We start from the raw sequence: 15,633 nt of genomic DNA, 5'->3' as shown, positions 1-15,633 counted from the left end.
AAGGGGAAAGACCATGGAAGACCTCGACTGGCGCACCCCCAGCATCTGCGGCGCGGGCAACAACTGTCCCGAGGTGGCGATCACGGCTGACTCCGTCTTCGTTCGCAGCAGCCTCGCCCGCGACACCACCCCGGTTCGCTTCACGCACCGGGAGTGGAGGGACCTCCTCGACGGCATAGCCAAGGGAGAGTTCACCGTCTGACCGGCACCGGAGGGATGGTTCGTTCCGGTGGCCCCTTGCGCCTCGCAAGGGGCCACCGGCCAGAAGCCGCTCGGCTCGGACGCCCGAGCCTGAGACAGGGTCCGGATTCTCGACCGCCCGTCCGTGGCCGACCAGCTTTCCCGTTCTGGAAATATCAGATCCTTGACCCTGCGCCTTGGAAGCCAGGATCATCGACGAGACAGCAACCACCCACAACTGGGGGCACTTGATGCTGCGTTGGCTGGCTGGAGACGGGTCCTGCAAGAACGGAAACTGCCCCACTCTGTGGGGCAGCGAGAATGGGGACTACGTGGTCCAGGGATACGTGATCACCGATCCTCGACGCCTGGCAGAGTTGAACCTGCCTGCCGGCGAATCGGCGGTTGTGATCCCCGCTTCGGTCCTGGAGGGATACTTCAGTGCTCAAAGGTGAAGGTTTCGGCCGTCTCTTCGAGACGTTCGAACGAACGGCCTTCCGTCTCGAAACGCTGGCCGTCTACGACGTGGACGAGGAACGTGAGGAATTCGCCGACTTCCTCGCGGGGAAGGGGTTGCCACCGGAGTCCGCCGACAACCCCTGGGTCCGCTCCATGACGGACCTGGGCAAGCAGGTGTCCCGGGTGCATGTCCTTCAGTCCCCGCTGTCCGACTACCTCCGGTACGAGTTGGCGTCGTACCCCGGCAACATCAAGGCCGGCGAATCGATCGGCATCATCGACACGGCCCGACAGGAGGTCGCCGGACTGCCCGACCACGACTTCTGGCTGTTCGACGACGCCCTGGTCTACCGGATGCACTACACCGACGCAGGGCAGTTCCTCGGCGCCGAACTGCTGCCGGACGATCGCTTGAACGAGTACCGCCTGTACCGGGACATCGCCCTGGCGAACGCCGTGCCCTTCGGGGAGTACACGGCAGCTTGAGCGGTGACCAGCACAACGACCTGGGAAGAGCCCTGCGGGCGCTGCGGATCGCCTCGGACAAGACAGCCGAGACCGTCGCCCGCAGGGCTTCCATGTCTCCGGCCAAACTCTCGAAGATCGAGAACGGCAAGACCCTACCGAGCGTGCAGGACGTGGACCTCATCCTGTCCGCACTCGGCATATCCGGCGAGGCCAAGGCCGAGTTCCTGGATGCAGCCCGCGGCGCGGCCACCGAACAGACCGCCTGGCGGGAACTCCGCCGCATAGGCCACTGGAAACATCAGCAGGCCATCAAGGCTATCGAGGCCCGCACGACCGTTCTCCGGCTGTTCCAGGGGCAACTTATCCCGGGACTACTGCAAACTGCCGAATACGTCTCCGCTGTATTCTCGATTCCTCCGGTGTTGCCGGAGGAATCGAGAGCAAAAACGATCGGGGCTCGACTTGAGCGCCAGGCCGTCCTGTATGACCGCCACCGCGAGTTCCATTTCGTTATTTGTGAGCATGTGCTGCGGTGGCGGATCTGCCCGCCTGGCGTCATGGCCACTCAGCTCGATCGCATGGTTTCACTGTCTCGGCTTCCCAATGTGACCATCGGAGTCCTGCCCCTCACCGGGCTGATGCCAGACTTTCCGATGACGTGCTTCAGCATGCACGACGATCGCCTGGTCATGGTGGAGACATTCCATTCAGAGATCACCACGCGCGACCCCAGGGACGTCAGCCTCTATCTTTCGACGTTCTCCAGATTCGATGCCGCCGCGCTTCACGGAGACGACATGCGCACCCTGGTCGAAGGAATCCGAGACGAGTACTTTCGCGAACAGTGAAGCGCATAGCAATCACATCGACTCCCCCGTAGATTAGTGGCTCGCCGGAGCAATTCGAGAGTCCTGGGAGCCCTCCATGTCCACTGCGGATTTCGCAGGTCCGACCGGCATGAAGCGTCGCCGCAGCCACGCGGAGCTCATGGAGCGCGTTGAGAACAACCCGGTACGGAAGGATCTGACGACCGGGCGGCTGGTCGAGGTGGTGGGGGCGGAGGACGGGCGGCCCTTGGTGCGGCCGTTGTTCGAACCGGACGGTCCTGTGCGCCAAGTGCCCGCCGACCAGTTGACCACCCGCATCGGGCTGTGGGGGTGACCGTGGCCGAGCAGTGGGTGCCGGTGGTCGGCGAGCGCGTCCACGAGCGCCGCACGGGTGTCGCCGTCGAGATCATGGCGATCGACAAGGCCGACGTGTACGTCCGTCCGCTTCGCGGTGGGCTGGAGCGGGTAGTCCGGCGCTCCGATCTGGTCCCGCCGGACGATGCTCCGGGCGGGTTCTTCGACTGGCAGGCCTCGCGCGGGTAGCGGCCCGGCATCGCTCGCCCTCCCGCTGGCTCCTCCCCTGAGTTTTCCGCCCAAGCCCTGGGCGGAACGGGGCCGTTCCGTGCCCCGACGCCACACCGGAAGGTGCACTGCGATGAATGAGCGCAACCTGTACGGGCTCGATCTCTCCCGGGTCGAGTTCAAGCGTGCGTGCGGCGGCAACCAGGGCGGGGGTGACGACGGTTCCGAGACCTGCGTGACCCTCGGCCTGGTCGAGGACGGCGTGTACGCCATGGGTGACAGCAAGCGGCCCGACCGGGAGCCGTTGCTCTTCACCACCGAGGAGCTGACCACCGCCGGGATCGACCCGGCGCGGTTCGGTCTCTCGGTCTGAGTCCTGCCGACAGCCCCGGCCGCCCGCAATGCCGTGCGGGCGGCCGGGGTTCCATGTCTCCGAGGAGCGACGCAGTTGCACTTCCATGGATACGAGTGGGCCGGGGACGGCCGGCTACTGGCGAAGGAGTCGGAGCGTCGGCCGATCGAGGGTGGAGGCTTCGGGCTCTCTGGGCTTCCGCCGCTGATGACGGGCTGGTGGCTGTTACGGCCGCCCGCTCAGGTACGGGGCACTTGGGAAGCAGCGGCCGACGCGGTCGAGTGGCTCGCGGAACGGTATGGGGAGCACTCGCCCGGCGGCGATCCGTGGATGCCGATCGAAGCACGGCGCCGGTGTGCGATCGAGCAACTTGCCGAAGGCTCGGACGTCGTGTGGTCCCGGTGGGTGTCGGGAAGTCGCTGGTCGGGCCACTACGTGATCGCGTGTCCCAACGTGGTCTGGCCGCAACTGACTTGTCCAAGGGGACAACATGCCTGAAATCCGGGCCGGGCCTGCGCGGGGAGCGCCGGCCCGGGCCTCCTGTGTGCGGGACCGGGCGGTCAGACGCGGGGTGGGCTACTCGCGGTCGGCGGGGGTGGGGGTGGGGCGGCGGGGGGTGAACTCGCGTTTCAGCGGGCGGAGTTCGCGCGGCTGGCCGTTGACCAGCCAGACCAGCCAGCCGACGAAGACGACGGCGAGGAGGAGGGCGGACAATCCGGCGACGAGAAGGGCGTTCACCAGGAGAGGGGAATGCGGGGAGGAAGACGGAGGGGCGACGGAAGGGGCACGGCTGTCTCCGGTCGGTGATGTCGAACGCCCTGACCATGCGTCTGGTGGGTACTGGCAGCTGATCGGCGACTTGGCGACTGTTTACGGGGCAACAAGTCAGTGAGTGACACGGACGACCATAGGGTCAGGGTGCCAGAGTTGCTACCGAGGGACTGGACGTTCACTCCATCGTGGGGTATCCCCCATTTCGCTAGCTAGTGCCCGGTGTCCACGGCACACTTCACCGGAAGCATCGACCGTAGCCGCGATCCGGAGAAGAGAGTCATGCCACCCCGCTTGTCGCCGACCGTGCGCCAGCAGCGCCTGGGGATCGAGCTGCGCAAGATGCGCGAGCGCGTGGGCGTGACGCCCAAGAGCCTGGCCGCCACGATCGGCACCGACCTGCCGAAGATCTCCCAGATGGAGAACGGGAAGTCGGGCATCAGCGCCGAGCGGCTCCGGATCTGGGCGCGCACCTGCGGCTGCCCCGACGGCCCCTACCTCGACGCGCTGCTCGCGATGACGCAGGACCGCCGGAAGTACTGGTGGGACGGCTACCGCGGCCGGATGCCCAGCGGGATCATCGACATCGCGGAGATGGAGCACCACGCGGCCTCGCTGTCGATCCTCAACAGCACCTTCATCCCCGGGCTGTTGCAGACCCCGGCCTACGCCGCCGCGGTGTTCGAGCGGCTCCCCGCGCAGCACCGGCAGGAGGCCGAGGTCCGGATGGCATTCCGGATCCGGCGCCAGCAGATCTTCGTCGACGACCCGAAGCCGTACAGCGCGATCCTGCACGAATCCGCGCTGCGGATGCAGTTCGGCGGTCCGGAAGTGCTGCGCGAGCAGTTGCGGAGCCTGCTGGCGAATTCCGAGCGGCCGGGGGTGGAGATCCGGGTGATCCCGTTCAGCGTGCCCACCTACACGGGGTCCGGGGAGAGCCTGTATCTCGCCCGAGGTCCGGTCCCGGAGCTCGACACCGTCCAGATCGACCTCACGCACGGGCCGAAGTTCGTGCACTCGGAGGCGGAATTGGCCTCCTACCGCCGGATCAAGGAGAAGACCGCGGCGATCGCGCTCGGGACGGCCGAGTCCCGGGACTTCGTCCGGGCCTTACTGAAAGACTTCACATGAGTACGTGGCGCAAGGCGTCAGCCAGCGGTGAGAGCACCGACTGCGTGGAGGTCAGAGCCGCCGGCGGGCTGGTGGAGATCCGGGAGTCCGACCTGCCGGAGGTGGTGGTGCGGACGACGCCGCGCAAGTGGGCGGCGTTCGTCCGCGGGGTGAAGGCCGGGGAGTTCGACCGGTACGCGGACTTCAGCCGGCCGTGAAACCGGCCGCGAAAACGGCCGCGAAAACGGCCGTGAGCCCGGCCGTGAACCCGCCGGGACGGCGGTAGGCTTGGCAGCCCACAGTGGACCCCTGCGCCTGGCACAGCACTCCGGGTCGGGGTGCGCGTGCGGGAGAAATCGGAGCATCCGAGGATGGCTCGGCACCTGATCACCAGCGCCCTTCCGTACATCAACGGGATCAAGCACCTGGGCAACATGGTCGGGTCGATGCTCCCGGCGGACGTCTACTCCCGCTACCTGCGCCAGACCGGCCACGAGGTGCTGTACATCTGCGCCACCGACGAGCACGGCACGCCCGCCGAACTGGCCGCGCAGGAGGCCGGGCTGCCGGTCGCGGAGTTCTGCGCCCAGGCGCACGAGGCCCAGAAGGCGGTGTACGACGGCTTCGGGCTGTCCTTCGACCACTTCGGCCGCAGCTCCTCGCCGCAGAACCGGGAGATCACCCAGGAGATCGCCCGCGAGCTGCAGCGCAACGGCTTCATCGAGGAGCGCTCGATCCGCCAGGTGTACTCCAACGCCGACGGCCGCTTCCTGCCGGACCGCTACATCGTCGGCACCTGCCCGCACTGCGGCTACGACAAGGCGCGCGGCGACCAGTGCGAGAACTGCACCCGGGTGCTGGACCCGACCGACCTGCTGGAGCCGCGCTCGGCGATCAGCGGCAGCGCCGACCTGGAGGTCCGGGAGACCCGGCACCTGTTCCTGCTCCAGTCGAAGCTGACCGAGGAGGTCGAGCGCTGGATCGCCGACCACGGCGACGACTGGCCGGTGCTGGCCTCCTCGATCGCCCGCAAGTGGCTGACCGAGGGCCTGCAGGACCGCTCGATCACCCGTGACCTGGAGTGGGGCGTCCCGGTGCCGGCCGACGTGTGGCCCGAACTGGCCGCCGAGGGCAAGGTGTTCTACGTCTGGTTCGACGCCCCGATCGAGTACATCGGCGCCACCAAGGAGTGGGCGGACGCGGCCCCGGCCGAGCGGCGGGACTGGAAGTCCTGGTGGTACGAGGCCGACGAGAGCGTCCGCTACACCGAGTTCATGGCCAAGGACAACGTCCCGTTCCACACCGTGATGTTCCCGGCGACGATCCTCGGCTCGCGCCGCCCGTGGAAGAAGGTCGACTACGTCAAGGCCTTCAACTGGCTGACGTACTACGGCGGGAAGTTCTCCACCAGCCAGAAGCGCGGCATCTTCACGGACGTCGCGCTGGAGCTGCTGCCGGCCGACTACTGGCGCTACTTCCTGATGGCGCACGCCCCCGAGTCGGACGACTCCAGCTTCACCTGGGACCTCTTCGCCTCGGTGGTCAACAAGGACCTCGCCGACACCCTCGGCAACTTCGTCAACCGGGTGCTCTCCTTCAGCCGCAAGCGCTTCGGCGACGACGTCCCCGCCGGGGCCGCGGCCGGCGAGGCGGAGGCCCGGCTCGGCGAGCAGATCGCCGGGCTGCTGGCCGAGTACGAGGCCCAGCTGGACGCGCTGAACTTCCGCAAGGCGGCGCAGGCGCTGCGCGCGCTGTGGAGCGCGGGCAACGCGTACCTGGACGAGAAGGCGCCCTGGCAGCAGGTGAAGACCGACCCGGAGGCGGCGGCGCTGACCCTGCGCACGGCGATGAACCTGATCCACCTGTACGCGGTGGTGTCCGAGCCGTTCATCCCGACCGCGGCGGCCGCGATGCGCCGCGCCTTCGTGCTGCCCTCGGACGAGCGCACCTGGATCACCGGGGACGAGGCCCGGTCGCTGGGCCTGGTGCCGGCCGGGACGCCGTTCACCGTGCCGCCGGTGCTGTTCGCGAAGATCACGGACGAGGACCTGGCGGCCTGGACGGCCCGCTTCGGCGGCGCCGAGGGCTGATCCGGGCGACGGAACGCCCCGAGGGCCCCGACCGTGGCGAACGGTCGGGGCCCTCGTCGGTGGTGCCGGGCCCGTGGGGGCGGGCCCTCGGTTCGGCCCGACGGCGCGAGCCGGTGACACGGGTCGGTGACACGGGTCGGTGACACGAGTCGGTGACACGGGTCGGCGGCGCGAGCCGGTGGGGGCGGGCCGGTGGTCGTGACTACCAGCGGGTGGTCTCCGCGAAGAAGCCGGGGATCTCGGTCGCCTTGCCGGCGGCCACCGCCTCGTCGTGCACCAGCGCGCCGACCGCCAGGTCGAGCACGCCGAGGCCGAACGGCGAGAAGACCACCGGGCGGTCGGTGCCGACGGCGACCTCGCCCTCGATCACCTGGGCGAGCGTGCCGGTGACGAACTCCCGGTTGCCGTAGAGCTGTTCGGCCAGGTGCGGCGAGGTGTTCGCCTTCATGCAGTGCTCCACGTCGTCGAGCACGTTGTACGCGCCGCCGATGATCTCCGGGGCGAGGTCGCGCAGCGAGATGTTGAGCACCAGCTGACCGGGGGCGAAGGTCCCCGGGTCGAGGATGTACGGCTCGCCCGCGGTGGTGGCCAGCACCACCACGTCGGCGCCCTTGAGCGCCTCGCCGAGGTCCTCGACCACGCGCGCCGGGTAGCCGAGTTCGGCGTCGGCGTGGTCGACCAGCGCCTGGGCGTACTTCGCCTCGCGGTCGTGCACCACCAGCTCGTCGATCGCCCACTCCTGGGCGCCGAAGAACTCCAGGATGTTGCGGGCGATGATGCCGGCGCCGACCACCGCGAGCCGGCCCGCCGTACGGCCGCCGCTGAGCACCTCGGCGGCGAGCACCGCGGAGGCCGCGGTGCGGGCCGCGCTGATCTGCGAGGCCTCCAGGACGGCGAACGGGTAGCCGGTCTCGTAGTCGTTCAGCAGCAGGGCGGCCGAGGCGCGCGGGAAGCCCCGCTCGATGTTGGCCGGGAAGCTGCTGATCCACTTGATGCCGGCCAGGCCCACGCCGCCGCCGAGGTAGGCCGGCAGGGCGATGATCCGGGCGTCCGGCTTGGCCGGGAACCGCAGGAAGTAGCTGTCGGGGTTGACCGACTCGCCTGCGCCGTGGGTCAGGTAGGTCTCCCGGACCTCCTGGACGATGCGCTGACGGGCTCCCGCGATGACCTCGCGGGCGGTGGTGCCGTCGATGACTCTGAACTCGAACACGGTGGTGGCTCCAGTCGAGGCCGCCCTGCGCGGGCGGGAAGGGGAATGTGCGGGCGAGGTGATCAGCCGACGTAGGCGGTGCCGGCCGGCTCGTGGTGGCCGCCGGCCGCGTGCGCGCCACCGGCGTGGGCCCGGGTGCCGCGGCCGCCGCCCAGCCAGCGCGGCAGGTACCAGTTGCGGTCGCCGAGCAGGGCCATCACCGCGGGCAGCAGCACCGCGCGGACCAGGGTGGCGTCCAGCAGGACCGCGACCGCCAGGCCGATGCCGAGCTGCTTGAAGTCCTGCATGCCCAGGGTGCCGAAGACCGCGAACACCGCGACCATGATCAGACCGGCGCTGGTGACCACCCCGGCGGTGTTGCGGATGCCGAGGCCGACCGCCTCCCGGCTGGGCTTGCCCTCCAGATACGCCTCGCGGATCCGGGAGACCACGAACACGTGGTAGTCCATCGAGAGGCCGAAGAGCACCACGAAGACGAACAGCGGCATCCAGGACTCGATCGCGCCCGGTGCCTTGGTGCCGACGATCGAGGCGCCCCAGCCGTGCACGAACACCGCGGTCATCACGCCGTAGGCGGCCGCCACCGAGAGCAGGTTGAGCAGGATCGAGGTGATCGAGATGGTCAGCGAGCGGAAGGAGAACAGCATCAGCAGGAAGGTGACGCCCATGACGAAGGCGAACACCGGGACGATGCTGCGGTGCAGCTGGTCGTTGTAGTCGACCGAGAAGGCGAGGTCACCGGCGACCAGCGCGGTGGTGCCCGGGACGGTCTTCAGCGTCTGCGGCACCAGCTGCCCGCGCAGCGCCGCCAGAGCCGCCTTGGAGGTGGCGTCGGTGCCGTTGCCGGCCAGCGGAACGTTGATCTCCGCGATGTTCTTGTCCTTCCAGTACCGCACGTCGATCTGGTTGCCGGTCTTGCCGGAAGCCAGTGCGGCCCGCTTGAAGTCCTCGATGCTCTTGGCGACCTGCGGCGAGTCGATGTTGTCGGCCTTGACCACCACGGTGGCGGGCGAGGGCGAGCCGGGGAACTCGCGGTCGATCCGCTGCGAGACCGAGACCAGCGGGTTGTCCGAGGGCAGCAGCTTGTCCATGCCGAGCTTCTCGGTCTTCATGCCGAGCGCCGGAACGGCGAGCACCACGAGCACCGCGGCGGACAGCACGGCGAAGATGCCGGGACGGGCGAGCACGGCGCGCAGCAGCGCGTTGGCGGGCTTGACGCTGGCCGCGGCGGCCTGGCGGCGCTTGCTGATCCACGGGATCCGGCCGGACGCGACCTTGTCGCCGAGCATCGACATCAGGGCCGGGAGCACGGTCATCGAGCCGACCACCGCGACCGCGACGACCTCGATGGTGGCCATCGCGAAGCCCTCGAAGACGGTCAGACCGGAGAGGAACATGCCGGCCATCGCGACCATGACGGTGAAGCCGGAGACCATCACCGAGTGGCCCGAGGTGTGGGCGGCGATCCGCAGCGCGGTCGCCTTGTCCCGGCCGAGCGCCCGCTCCTCGCGCTCACGGCGCAGGTAGAACAGGCAGTAGTCGACGCCGACGGCCAGACCCATCAGGAACATCACCGAGTTGGTCATGGCGTCCACCGGCACCAGCTGGCTGCTCAGCGAGAGCAGACCGAGCGCGCCGATGCAGGCGGTGACCGCCAGGGCGACCGGCAGAACGGCCGCCACGAAGGCACCGAAGACCACCAGCAGGATGCCCAACGCGACCGGCAGGGCGGTCAGTTCGGCGCGGGTGAAGTCGTCGCCGAGGCTGTCGTTGATGCCCTTGAGGGCGGTCGCGCCGCCGAACTCGCCGATGGTCACCTGGGGGTGGGCCTTGGCGGTGTCGTTCACCGCGGTGATCACCGGGTCGATCCGGTCGGCAGCGGTGTCCGGGTCACCGGTGACGGCGAACATGATCAGCGCGGAGTGCTTGTCGGCCGAGAAGGCCTGGGTGGCGTACGGGTCGCGCAGGTTCTCCGCGAGACCGGTCTTGTTGACCGCGTCGGAGGTGGCCTGGACGGCGCCGCGGAACTCGGGGGAATCCGCGGTCAAACCGTCGCTGTGAATCAGGATCAGCTCGTTGACCGGGTCGCTGATCCCGGCGTCCTTGAGCACCTGGGCGGCGCGGCCGGAATCCCCGGTCCCGTAGTCGGCCTGGGTCAGGCTCTTCTGGCCGACCATGCCACCGAGCACGGTGACCAGGACGACCAGGACGACCCAGCCGATGACGGCGGTCTTGCGGTGGTGGGCACTCCACTCGCCCAGCCTGGCCGCGAAGTTGCTTTGACGTGCCATTACCTCTCCTGCGATAGGCGGCATGATCAAGCCGCAGTGGCGACAGTCGGGTTCGGATGTGTCCTCACCGGCATGAGGGGGACCGGAGGAATACCCTCGACCGTAGGCCCTCCCGAACCACTGCGGGCCCTCCGGGAGTTGCAACATCCTGCGGTGGCAAACTGCTGCCAGCCGAGCCCGGCCGAAGCCCCTTACCGCGTCCGTTTCCCCGGTGCTACCGTCGGTTCCCGTTGAGGGACAACCATTCGAGCGGGCCACATTCGGGTGAAGCCGGGCCGAAGACGCGGGAACGCCCACCGGCCGCGAACGATTCCACCGAATTCCCGGATTCCACGTCGGAATGCGTTCCGGCGTCTGCTTTCCGAACGATCCACCTACCTCCGTGAAAGGGGGAATGAATGATGGACACCGCCATTCGGGCGACCGGTCTCGGCAAGAGATACGGGGAGCACCACGCGCTGAGAGGCGTGGACCTGGAGGTGACGGCCGGAACCGTGCTCGGTCTGCTCGGGCCCAACGGGGCCGGCAAGACCACCACCGTCCGGCTGCTGGCGACACTGCTGGAGCCTGACCAGGGACGCGCCGAGGTGGCCGGTTTCGACGTGGTCCGCCAGCAGCGCCAGGTGCGCCGCCGGATCGGCCTGGCCGGCCAGTACGCCGCCGTGGACGGGCTGCTCACCGGCCGCGAGAACCTCGAACTCCTCGGTCGGCTCCTGCACCTGGGCCGCAAGGGCGCCCGCGAGCGGGCGGCCGAGCTGCTCGCCCGGTTCGAGCTGGAGGGCGCCGCCGAGAAGCCCGCCCAGACCTACTCCGGCGGCATGCGCCGCCGGCTGGATCTGGCCGCCGCGCTGATCGGACGGCCCGAGGTGCTGTTCCTGGACGAGCCGACCACCGGGCTGGACCCGGCGAGCCGGCTGGTGCTCTGGGAGATGGTCCGCGAGCAGGTCGCCCAGGGCGTGACCGTGCTGCTCACCACCCAGTACCTGGAGGAGGCCGACTTCCTGGCCGACCGGATCCTGGTGATCGACACCGGCCAGGTGATCGCCGAGGGCACCCCCGACGAGCTCAAGCGCAAGGTCGGCGAGGAGTGGCTGGAAGTGGGCGTCGCCACCGACGCCGCCCTGCCGCAGGCCCTGGCCGTGCTCGCCCCGGTGGCCGCCGCCCAGCCCGAGGTGGACCGCACCGGGCGCCGGATCACCGTCCAGCTGGCCGACGGCATCGGCACGATCGCCGCGGCGGCGGTCGCGCTGGAGTCGGCGGGCGTGCCGGTGACCGACTTCGCGCTGCGCCGCCCGTCGCTGGACGACGTGTTCTTCCACCTGACCGGGCGCGGCACCCAGGTGGGCCGGGCCCCGGAGGAGGGCGCCCAGCGGCTCGAACCGGGCGCGGAGGGCTCGAAGGGCTCGAAGGGCTCGAAGGGCGAGGCCGGGCAGACCGGGAAGGCCGAGCGGGATCCGGTGGCCGCCGCCACCGCACGGACGGGAGACGAGCAGTGAGTGACATCGGCGCCTCGGCCGGCCTCGGCACGGCCATCGGCGACACCGCCGCGCTGATCGGCCGCCACCTGCGGCACCTGCGCCGCACTCCCGAGAAGATCATCGCGATCACCCTGACCCCGGTGACCATGGTGATCGTGCTGGGCTACCTGTTCGCCAGTGTGGTGACCGTGGCCGGCTCCGGGGAGTACCACGACTACGTGATGGCCGGGGTGTTCGCCCAGGTCGGCCTGACCTGCGTCGGCGTGGCCGCGCTGGGCGTGGCCACCGACCTGCGCACCGGCCTGATCGACCGCTTCCGCTCGCTGCCGATGGGCCGCTCCGCCGTGCTGGTCAGCCACACCGCGGCCGACCTGCTGACCGCCGCGGCCGCCACCTTCGCGGTCACCCTGGCCGGCCTCGGCGTCGGCTGGCGGATCCACAAGGACGCCGGCTCCGCGGCGCTGGGCTTCGTGCTGGTGCTGGCCTTCGCCTACGCGATGCTCTGGCTGGGCGCGCTGGTCGGCATGCTGATGCGCAACGCCGAGGCGATCAACGGAATTTCGGCGCTCTTCCTGGTCGTGCTGTCGTTCCTGTCCAACTCGTTCATGCCGCTGTCCGGGCTGCCCGCCTGGCTGCGCGCGGTGGCCGAGTGGAACCCGGTGAGCCTGGTGGCCGCGGCCTGCCGCGAGCTGTGGGGCAACGCCCCGACGGTGGTCGGTTCCAGCCTGCCGGACCGGCACCCGGTGCTGCTCTCGATGATCGTGGTGGCGGCCCTGCTCGCGGTGCTGATCCCGGTGAACCTGCGGGTCTACCGCACCGCGGTGACGCGTTGATGATGCACGGGGCAGGCCGGTTCGGGCGAGGCGGTAGGTGTCCCGCCCGGACCGGCCGTTCGCGTGGGCGCGTGGGCTCAGGAGCCGGACAGGCCCTGGCCCTCGCGCTCCGGCGCGCCGCCCTGCAGCAGACCGCGCTCGCCGGCGATCACCCCGGCCTGGAAGCGGCTCCGGCCGCCGAGCCAGGCCATCAGCTCCGCGGTGATCCGGCGCGAGGTGCGCACCGAGACGCCGAGCTTGCGGGCCACCACCTCGTCGGTGTGGCCCTGCGCGAGCAGGCTGAGCACCGCCATCGTCTGCGGGTTGAGGCCCTCGGCCCCCTTGGCCGGGGTCTTCCCGTACGGGGCGGCGTTCTCCCAGACGTACTCGAACAGCGCGCAGAGCGCCGAGACCAGTCCGGGACCGGACAGCACCAGAGCCCCCACGCTGGTGTCGTCCGGATCGGTCGGGACGACCGCCACCGTGCGGTCGAAGATCACCAGGCGCATCGGGAGCGCGGGAGCGACCCGTACCCGGGCGCCCTTCTCCGTGAGCCAGTCCAGGTGGGCGATGGTGCCGCCGTCGTTGGCCGCGCTCTCCAGGTAGATGCTGCGCATCTGCACGCCGCGGTCGAAGACCGCCTGGTCGGCTGCCTGGCTCGCCTTCCGGGCGGCCTGGGACTGCCCGCCGCCGGTCGCGAAGCCCATGATCTCGCTGGTGCAGGAGTGCGAGAGCTCCTCCAGTCTCAGCCGGATCTGGTCGACGCCCTCCAGCTGTTCGACGCCCAGGCCCCGTTCGCCCTTGCGGCTCTCGGCGTACTGGGCGACGAGCTTGGCGGCCTCCAGCCGGCTCTGCGCGATCTGGCGCTGCCGCTCGGCGAGTTCGGCCTCCTGCCGGCCGATCAGCATCGCCAGACTGACCTCCGGGTTCACCAGGAGGAGGTGTCCGGGCTCCAGCTCGGAGTGCCTGATCAGGGTGAGCCGGGCGAGCCCGTCCAGGGCGTCCCGAACGCGTTGTTCCGGCCAGTTGAGATCCTGCGCGACCCCCGCGATTCCGAGCTCCGGCCGGGCCAGTACCGTCCGGTACACGGCCTCGGCGTCGGGATCCAGTCCTAACACTGATAGCACCGCCTGCCCCCCGATATTTCGAACCTGATGAAAGCGCCACGTCATTGCCGGATCTCGGGGCATGCTACGACACCAGCCCCGGAGCCACCCGAGGTTTCAGGCCAGGGCCCTTTCCTGCGGGCTTCGAGCGGGTCCACCCACGAGAGGATTTGACATGTATATCACTGTCGGACGTCTGGTTCGGGGTATGGTCGGGCCGGAACAGGTCACGCCCGACAAACTCGTCGAACTGCTCCGGAAGGCCGCCCTTCCGGGCGAGGGACTTGAGCACGTGTACGTCGAGATCGATCCCCTCGGCGCCGATCTCGTCTTCTTTCTCGGGCCACCGAAATCCGGAGACCTGGATTCCGCCGCGCGGCGAATCACCAGCCGCTGCCTACGGGATGCGCCTGAACTGCGCGGATGGCGGCTGGTGGCCCAATTCAGCGACGACCGTTTGCCGCTGCTTGAGGAGTGACGCCGGGAGTCGGGACTGTGCAGGGTGCTGCCATAGCAGGACCCTGACAGCGGTGAACCATGGCACGGAACGTGTGTGCGAGACAGACTTGGTCATGCCGAAGGGGGCCGGAACCCCCTTCCCGCAGGATTAGAGAGCCGGGCTCGCCCAGCCATTCAGCGCAGGGTTCGAACCCGGGGGGAGCACTCATCCGTTTCAGCTGTTTCGCCGCCGCTTATTCCGCGGCCCGCGACGTCTTTGCCACCGGGGGTTCACCATGAGCAGCATCACCGTTTTCGCCGGCCGCGCCGCCGTCCTCCTCGGCCTGCTGGCCGCCGGCGTCACCCTCAGCGCGCCGGCCGCCGGCGCCGCCACCACCGCCGCCCTGGCCGGCGCCCACACCGCCACCGTGCACGGCGACGACATCATCTGGGACTGACGTCCCGTCACTCGACGCGAAGGGGGACGGGCCGATGCCCATCATCAGAACACCGCAGGAGTTCAACGAGGACGAACTCTTCGTCGACCTGCGGGCGATGTTCGACTACCCGCTGTACCTCAAGTGCGAGGGCTTCAACTTCGCCGGATCCGTCAAGCTCAAAGCCGCCCTGAGCATGGTCGACGCCGCCGAGCGCGACGGGCGGCTCAACCGCGACTCCATCCTGGTGGAGTCCTCCTCGGGCAACCTCGGGATGGCGCTCAGCATGATCGCCTCCGTCCGGGGCTACCAGTTCATCTGCGTTGTCGACCCACGTACCAATCTGTCCACCCGTCAGCTCATCGAAACCCTCGGCGGTCAGGTTCACATGATCACCGAGCCGTCGCCGGAAACCGGGTTCCTGGGCGCCCGGTTGGACTACGTCCGGGAACTGTGCGCGTCCTCGCCGCGGTACGTGTGGCTCAACCAGCACGCCAACCCGGACAACTGGCGGGCCCACTACCGCACCACCGGCCCCTCGATCCACCGGCAGTTCCCGAACCTGGACGTGCTGTTCGTCGGAGCCGGGACCACCGGAACGCTGATGGGCTGCGCCCGTTACTTCAAGGAGCACCGGCCGGACACCCGGATCGTCGCGGTGGACAGCGTCGGCTCCGTCACCTTCGGCGGCGAGCCCGGCCCGCGGATGATCCCCGGCCTGGGCGCCGGCGTCCGGCCGGCCCTGCTGGACGAGGACTTCGTCGACGACGTGGTGCACGTACCCGAGGTCGACACCGTCCGGACCTGTCACCGGCTCGCCCGCGGCGGCTTCCTGTTCGGCGGCTCCACCGGCACGGTGGTCAGCGGCGCCGCGGCCTGGCTGGCGAAGCACCGCGGCGGCAAGGACGTCGTCGCCGTCGCCGTCTCGCCCGACCTGGGCGACCGCTACCTCGACACCATTTATCAGAGCGCCTGGGTGCGCGACATCTACGGAGCCGACGCGCTGGACGCGGTCGAGCGCCTCACGCCACCCAACGCCATTGTCACGGGGGTAAGATGACGATGCGTCAAGACGCGCGTCC

At 69.4% G+C, this 15,633-nt stretch carries 18 protein-coding genes; 14 read left to right on the top strand and 4 right to left on the bottom strand.

Annotated features, from left to right (window positions below):
• Positions 1–13 precede the first annotated feature (13 nt).
• The 6 genes from ACZ6Z8_RS20305 to ACZ6Z8_RS20280 all read left to right on the top strand — a co-directional run bounded on the left by ACZ6Z8_RS20305 (position 14) and on the right by ACZ6Z8_RS20280 (position 2,829).
• Positions 14–202: a DUF397 domain-containing protein gene (locus tag ACZ6Z8_RS20305; protein WP_396496809.1), complete on the top strand. Its 189-nt coding sequence runs from the start codon at positions 14–16 to the stop codon at positions 200–202.
• Positions 203–621: 419 nt separating this feature from the next.
• Positions 622–1,125 carry a DUF6879 family protein gene (locus ACZ6Z8_RS20300; RefSeq protein WP_465611424.1) on the top strand — a complete coding sequence of 168 codons (504 nt, stop codon included), beginning with the start codon at positions 622–624 and terminating at the stop codon, positions 1,123–1,125.
• Positions 1,122–1,955 carry a helix-turn-helix domain-containing protein gene (locus ACZ6Z8_RS20295; RefSeq protein ID WP_465611423.1) on the top strand — a complete coding sequence of 278 codons (834 nt, stop codon included), beginning with the start codon at positions 1,122–1,124 and terminating at the stop codon, positions 1,953–1,955. The genes ACZ6Z8_RS20300 and ACZ6Z8_RS20295 overlap by 4 nt, the downstream gene beginning before the upstream one ends.
• Before the next feature lie 76 nt (positions 1,956–2,031).
• Positions 2,032–2,268, top strand: a complete 237-nt coding sequence (locus ACZ6Z8_RS20290; RefSeq protein ID WP_465611422.1) for a hypothetical protein — start codon at positions 2,032–2,034, stop codon at positions 2,266–2,268.
• A gap of 2 nt (positions 2,269–2,270) precedes the next feature.
• A complete protein-coding gene (locus tag ACZ6Z8_RS20285) occupies positions 2,271–2,477 on the top strand; it encodes a hypothetical protein (RefSeq protein WP_465611421.1) in 207 nt (68 codons plus the stop codon).
• Between the two features lie 112 nt (positions 2,478–2,589).
• A complete protein-coding gene (locus ACZ6Z8_RS20280; protein WP_355207638.1) occupies positions 2,590–2,829 on the top strand; it encodes a DUF397 domain-containing protein in 240 nt (79 codons plus the stop codon).
• Between the two features lie 555 nt (positions 2,830–3,384).
• Here ACZ6Z8_RS20280 and ACZ6Z8_RS20275 read toward each other — a convergent pair.
• Positions 3,385–3,546: a hypothetical protein gene (locus tag ACZ6Z8_RS20275; RefSeq protein ID WP_465611420.1), complete on the bottom strand. Its 162-nt coding sequence runs from the start codon at positions 3,544–3,546 to the stop codon at positions 3,385–3,387.
• A gap of 315 nt (positions 3,547–3,861) precedes the next feature.
• On the opposite strand from ACZ6Z8_RS20275, the gene ACZ6Z8_RS20270 reads away from it, so the two are divergent.
• The 3 genes from ACZ6Z8_RS20270 to metG all read left to right on the top strand — a co-directional run bounded on the left by ACZ6Z8_RS20270 (position 3,862) and on the right by metG (position 6,779).
• Positions 3,862–4,710: a helix-turn-helix domain-containing protein gene (locus tag ACZ6Z8_RS20270; RefSeq protein WP_465611419.1), complete on the top strand. Its 849-nt coding sequence runs from the start codon at positions 3,862–3,864 to the stop codon at positions 4,708–4,710.
• Positions 4,707–4,907: a DUF397 domain-containing protein gene (locus ACZ6Z8_RS20265; protein WP_270145320.1), complete on the top strand. Its 201-nt coding sequence runs from the start codon at positions 4,707–4,709 to the stop codon at positions 4,905–4,907. The genes ACZ6Z8_RS20270 and ACZ6Z8_RS20265 overlap by 4 nt, the downstream gene beginning before the upstream one ends.
• Before the next feature lie 153 nt (positions 4,908–5,060).
• Positions 5,061–6,779: a methionine--tRNA ligase gene (metG, locus tag ACZ6Z8_RS20260; RefSeq protein WP_465611418.1), complete on the top strand. Its 1,719-nt coding sequence runs from the start codon at positions 5,061–5,063 to the stop codon at positions 6,777–6,779.
• A 202-nt stretch (positions 6,780–6,981) separates the two neighbouring features.
• Here metG and sbnB read toward each other — a convergent pair whose 3' ends face one another.
• A complete protein-coding gene (gene sbnB, locus ACZ6Z8_RS20255; protein ID WP_465611417.1) occupies positions 6,982–7,989 on the bottom strand; it encodes a 2,3-diaminopropionate biosynthesis protein SbnB in 1,008 nt (335 codons plus the stop codon).
• Positions 7,990–8,051: 62 nt separating this feature from the next.
• Complete coding sequence (locus ACZ6Z8_RS20250; protein WP_465611416.1) at positions 8,052–10,280, bottom strand: MMPL family transporter; 2,229 nt, start codon at positions 10,278–10,280, stop codon at positions 8,052–8,054.
• A gap of 401 nt (positions 10,281–10,681) precedes the next feature.
• On the opposite strand from ACZ6Z8_RS20250, the gene ACZ6Z8_RS20245 reads away from it, so the two are divergent.
• Positions 10,682–11,776: an ATP-binding cassette domain-containing protein gene (locus ACZ6Z8_RS20245; RefSeq protein ID WP_465611415.1), complete on the top strand. Its 1,095-nt coding sequence runs from the start codon at positions 10,682–10,684 to the stop codon at positions 11,774–11,776.
• Positions 11,773–12,591: an ABC transporter permease gene (locus ACZ6Z8_RS20240; protein WP_465611414.1), complete on the top strand. Its 819-nt coding sequence runs from the start codon at positions 11,773–11,775 to the stop codon at positions 12,589–12,591. The genes ACZ6Z8_RS20245 and ACZ6Z8_RS20240 overlap by 4 nt, the downstream gene beginning before the upstream one ends.
• A 77-nt stretch (positions 12,592–12,668) precedes the next feature.
• Here the strand turns inward: ACZ6Z8_RS20240 and ACZ6Z8_RS20235 are convergent, their stop codons facing one another.
• Positions 12,669–13,688 carry a LuxR family transcriptional regulator gene (locus tag ACZ6Z8_RS20235; protein ID WP_465611413.1) on the bottom strand — a complete coding sequence of 340 codons (1,020 nt, stop codon included), beginning with the start codon at positions 13,686–13,688 and terminating at the stop codon, positions 12,669–12,671.
• 163 nt (positions 13,689–13,851) lie between these two features.
• On the opposite strand from ACZ6Z8_RS20235, the gene ACZ6Z8_RS20230 reads away from it, so the two are divergent.
• The 3 genes from ACZ6Z8_RS20230 to sbnA all read left to right on the top strand — a co-directional run bounded on the left by ACZ6Z8_RS20230 (position 13,852) and on the right by sbnA (position 15,611).
• A complete protein-coding gene (locus tag ACZ6Z8_RS20230; protein ID WP_465611412.1) occupies positions 13,852–14,154 on the top strand; it encodes a hypothetical protein in 303 nt (100 codons plus the stop codon).
• Between the two features lie 256 nt (positions 14,155–14,410).
• Positions 14,411–14,572, top strand: a complete 162-nt coding sequence (locus ACZ6Z8_RS20225) for a hypothetical protein (RefSeq protein WP_465611411.1) — start codon at positions 14,411–14,413, stop codon at positions 14,570–14,572.
• Positions 14,573–14,606: 34 nt separating this feature from the next.
• Complete coding sequence (gene sbnA, locus ACZ6Z8_RS20220; RefSeq protein ID WP_465611410.1) at positions 14,607–15,611, top strand: 2,3-diaminopropionate biosynthesis protein SbnA; 1,005 nt, start codon at positions 14,607–14,609, stop codon at positions 15,609–15,611.
• The last annotated feature ends 22 nt before the right edge of the window (positions 15,612–15,633 follow it).

The sequence above is a fragment of the Kitasatospora sp. NPDC101108 genome, from assembly GCF_055584725.1.
Note: the sequence above shows the minus strand (reverse complement) of the source record. Positions and strands in the feature narration are given on the sequence as shown.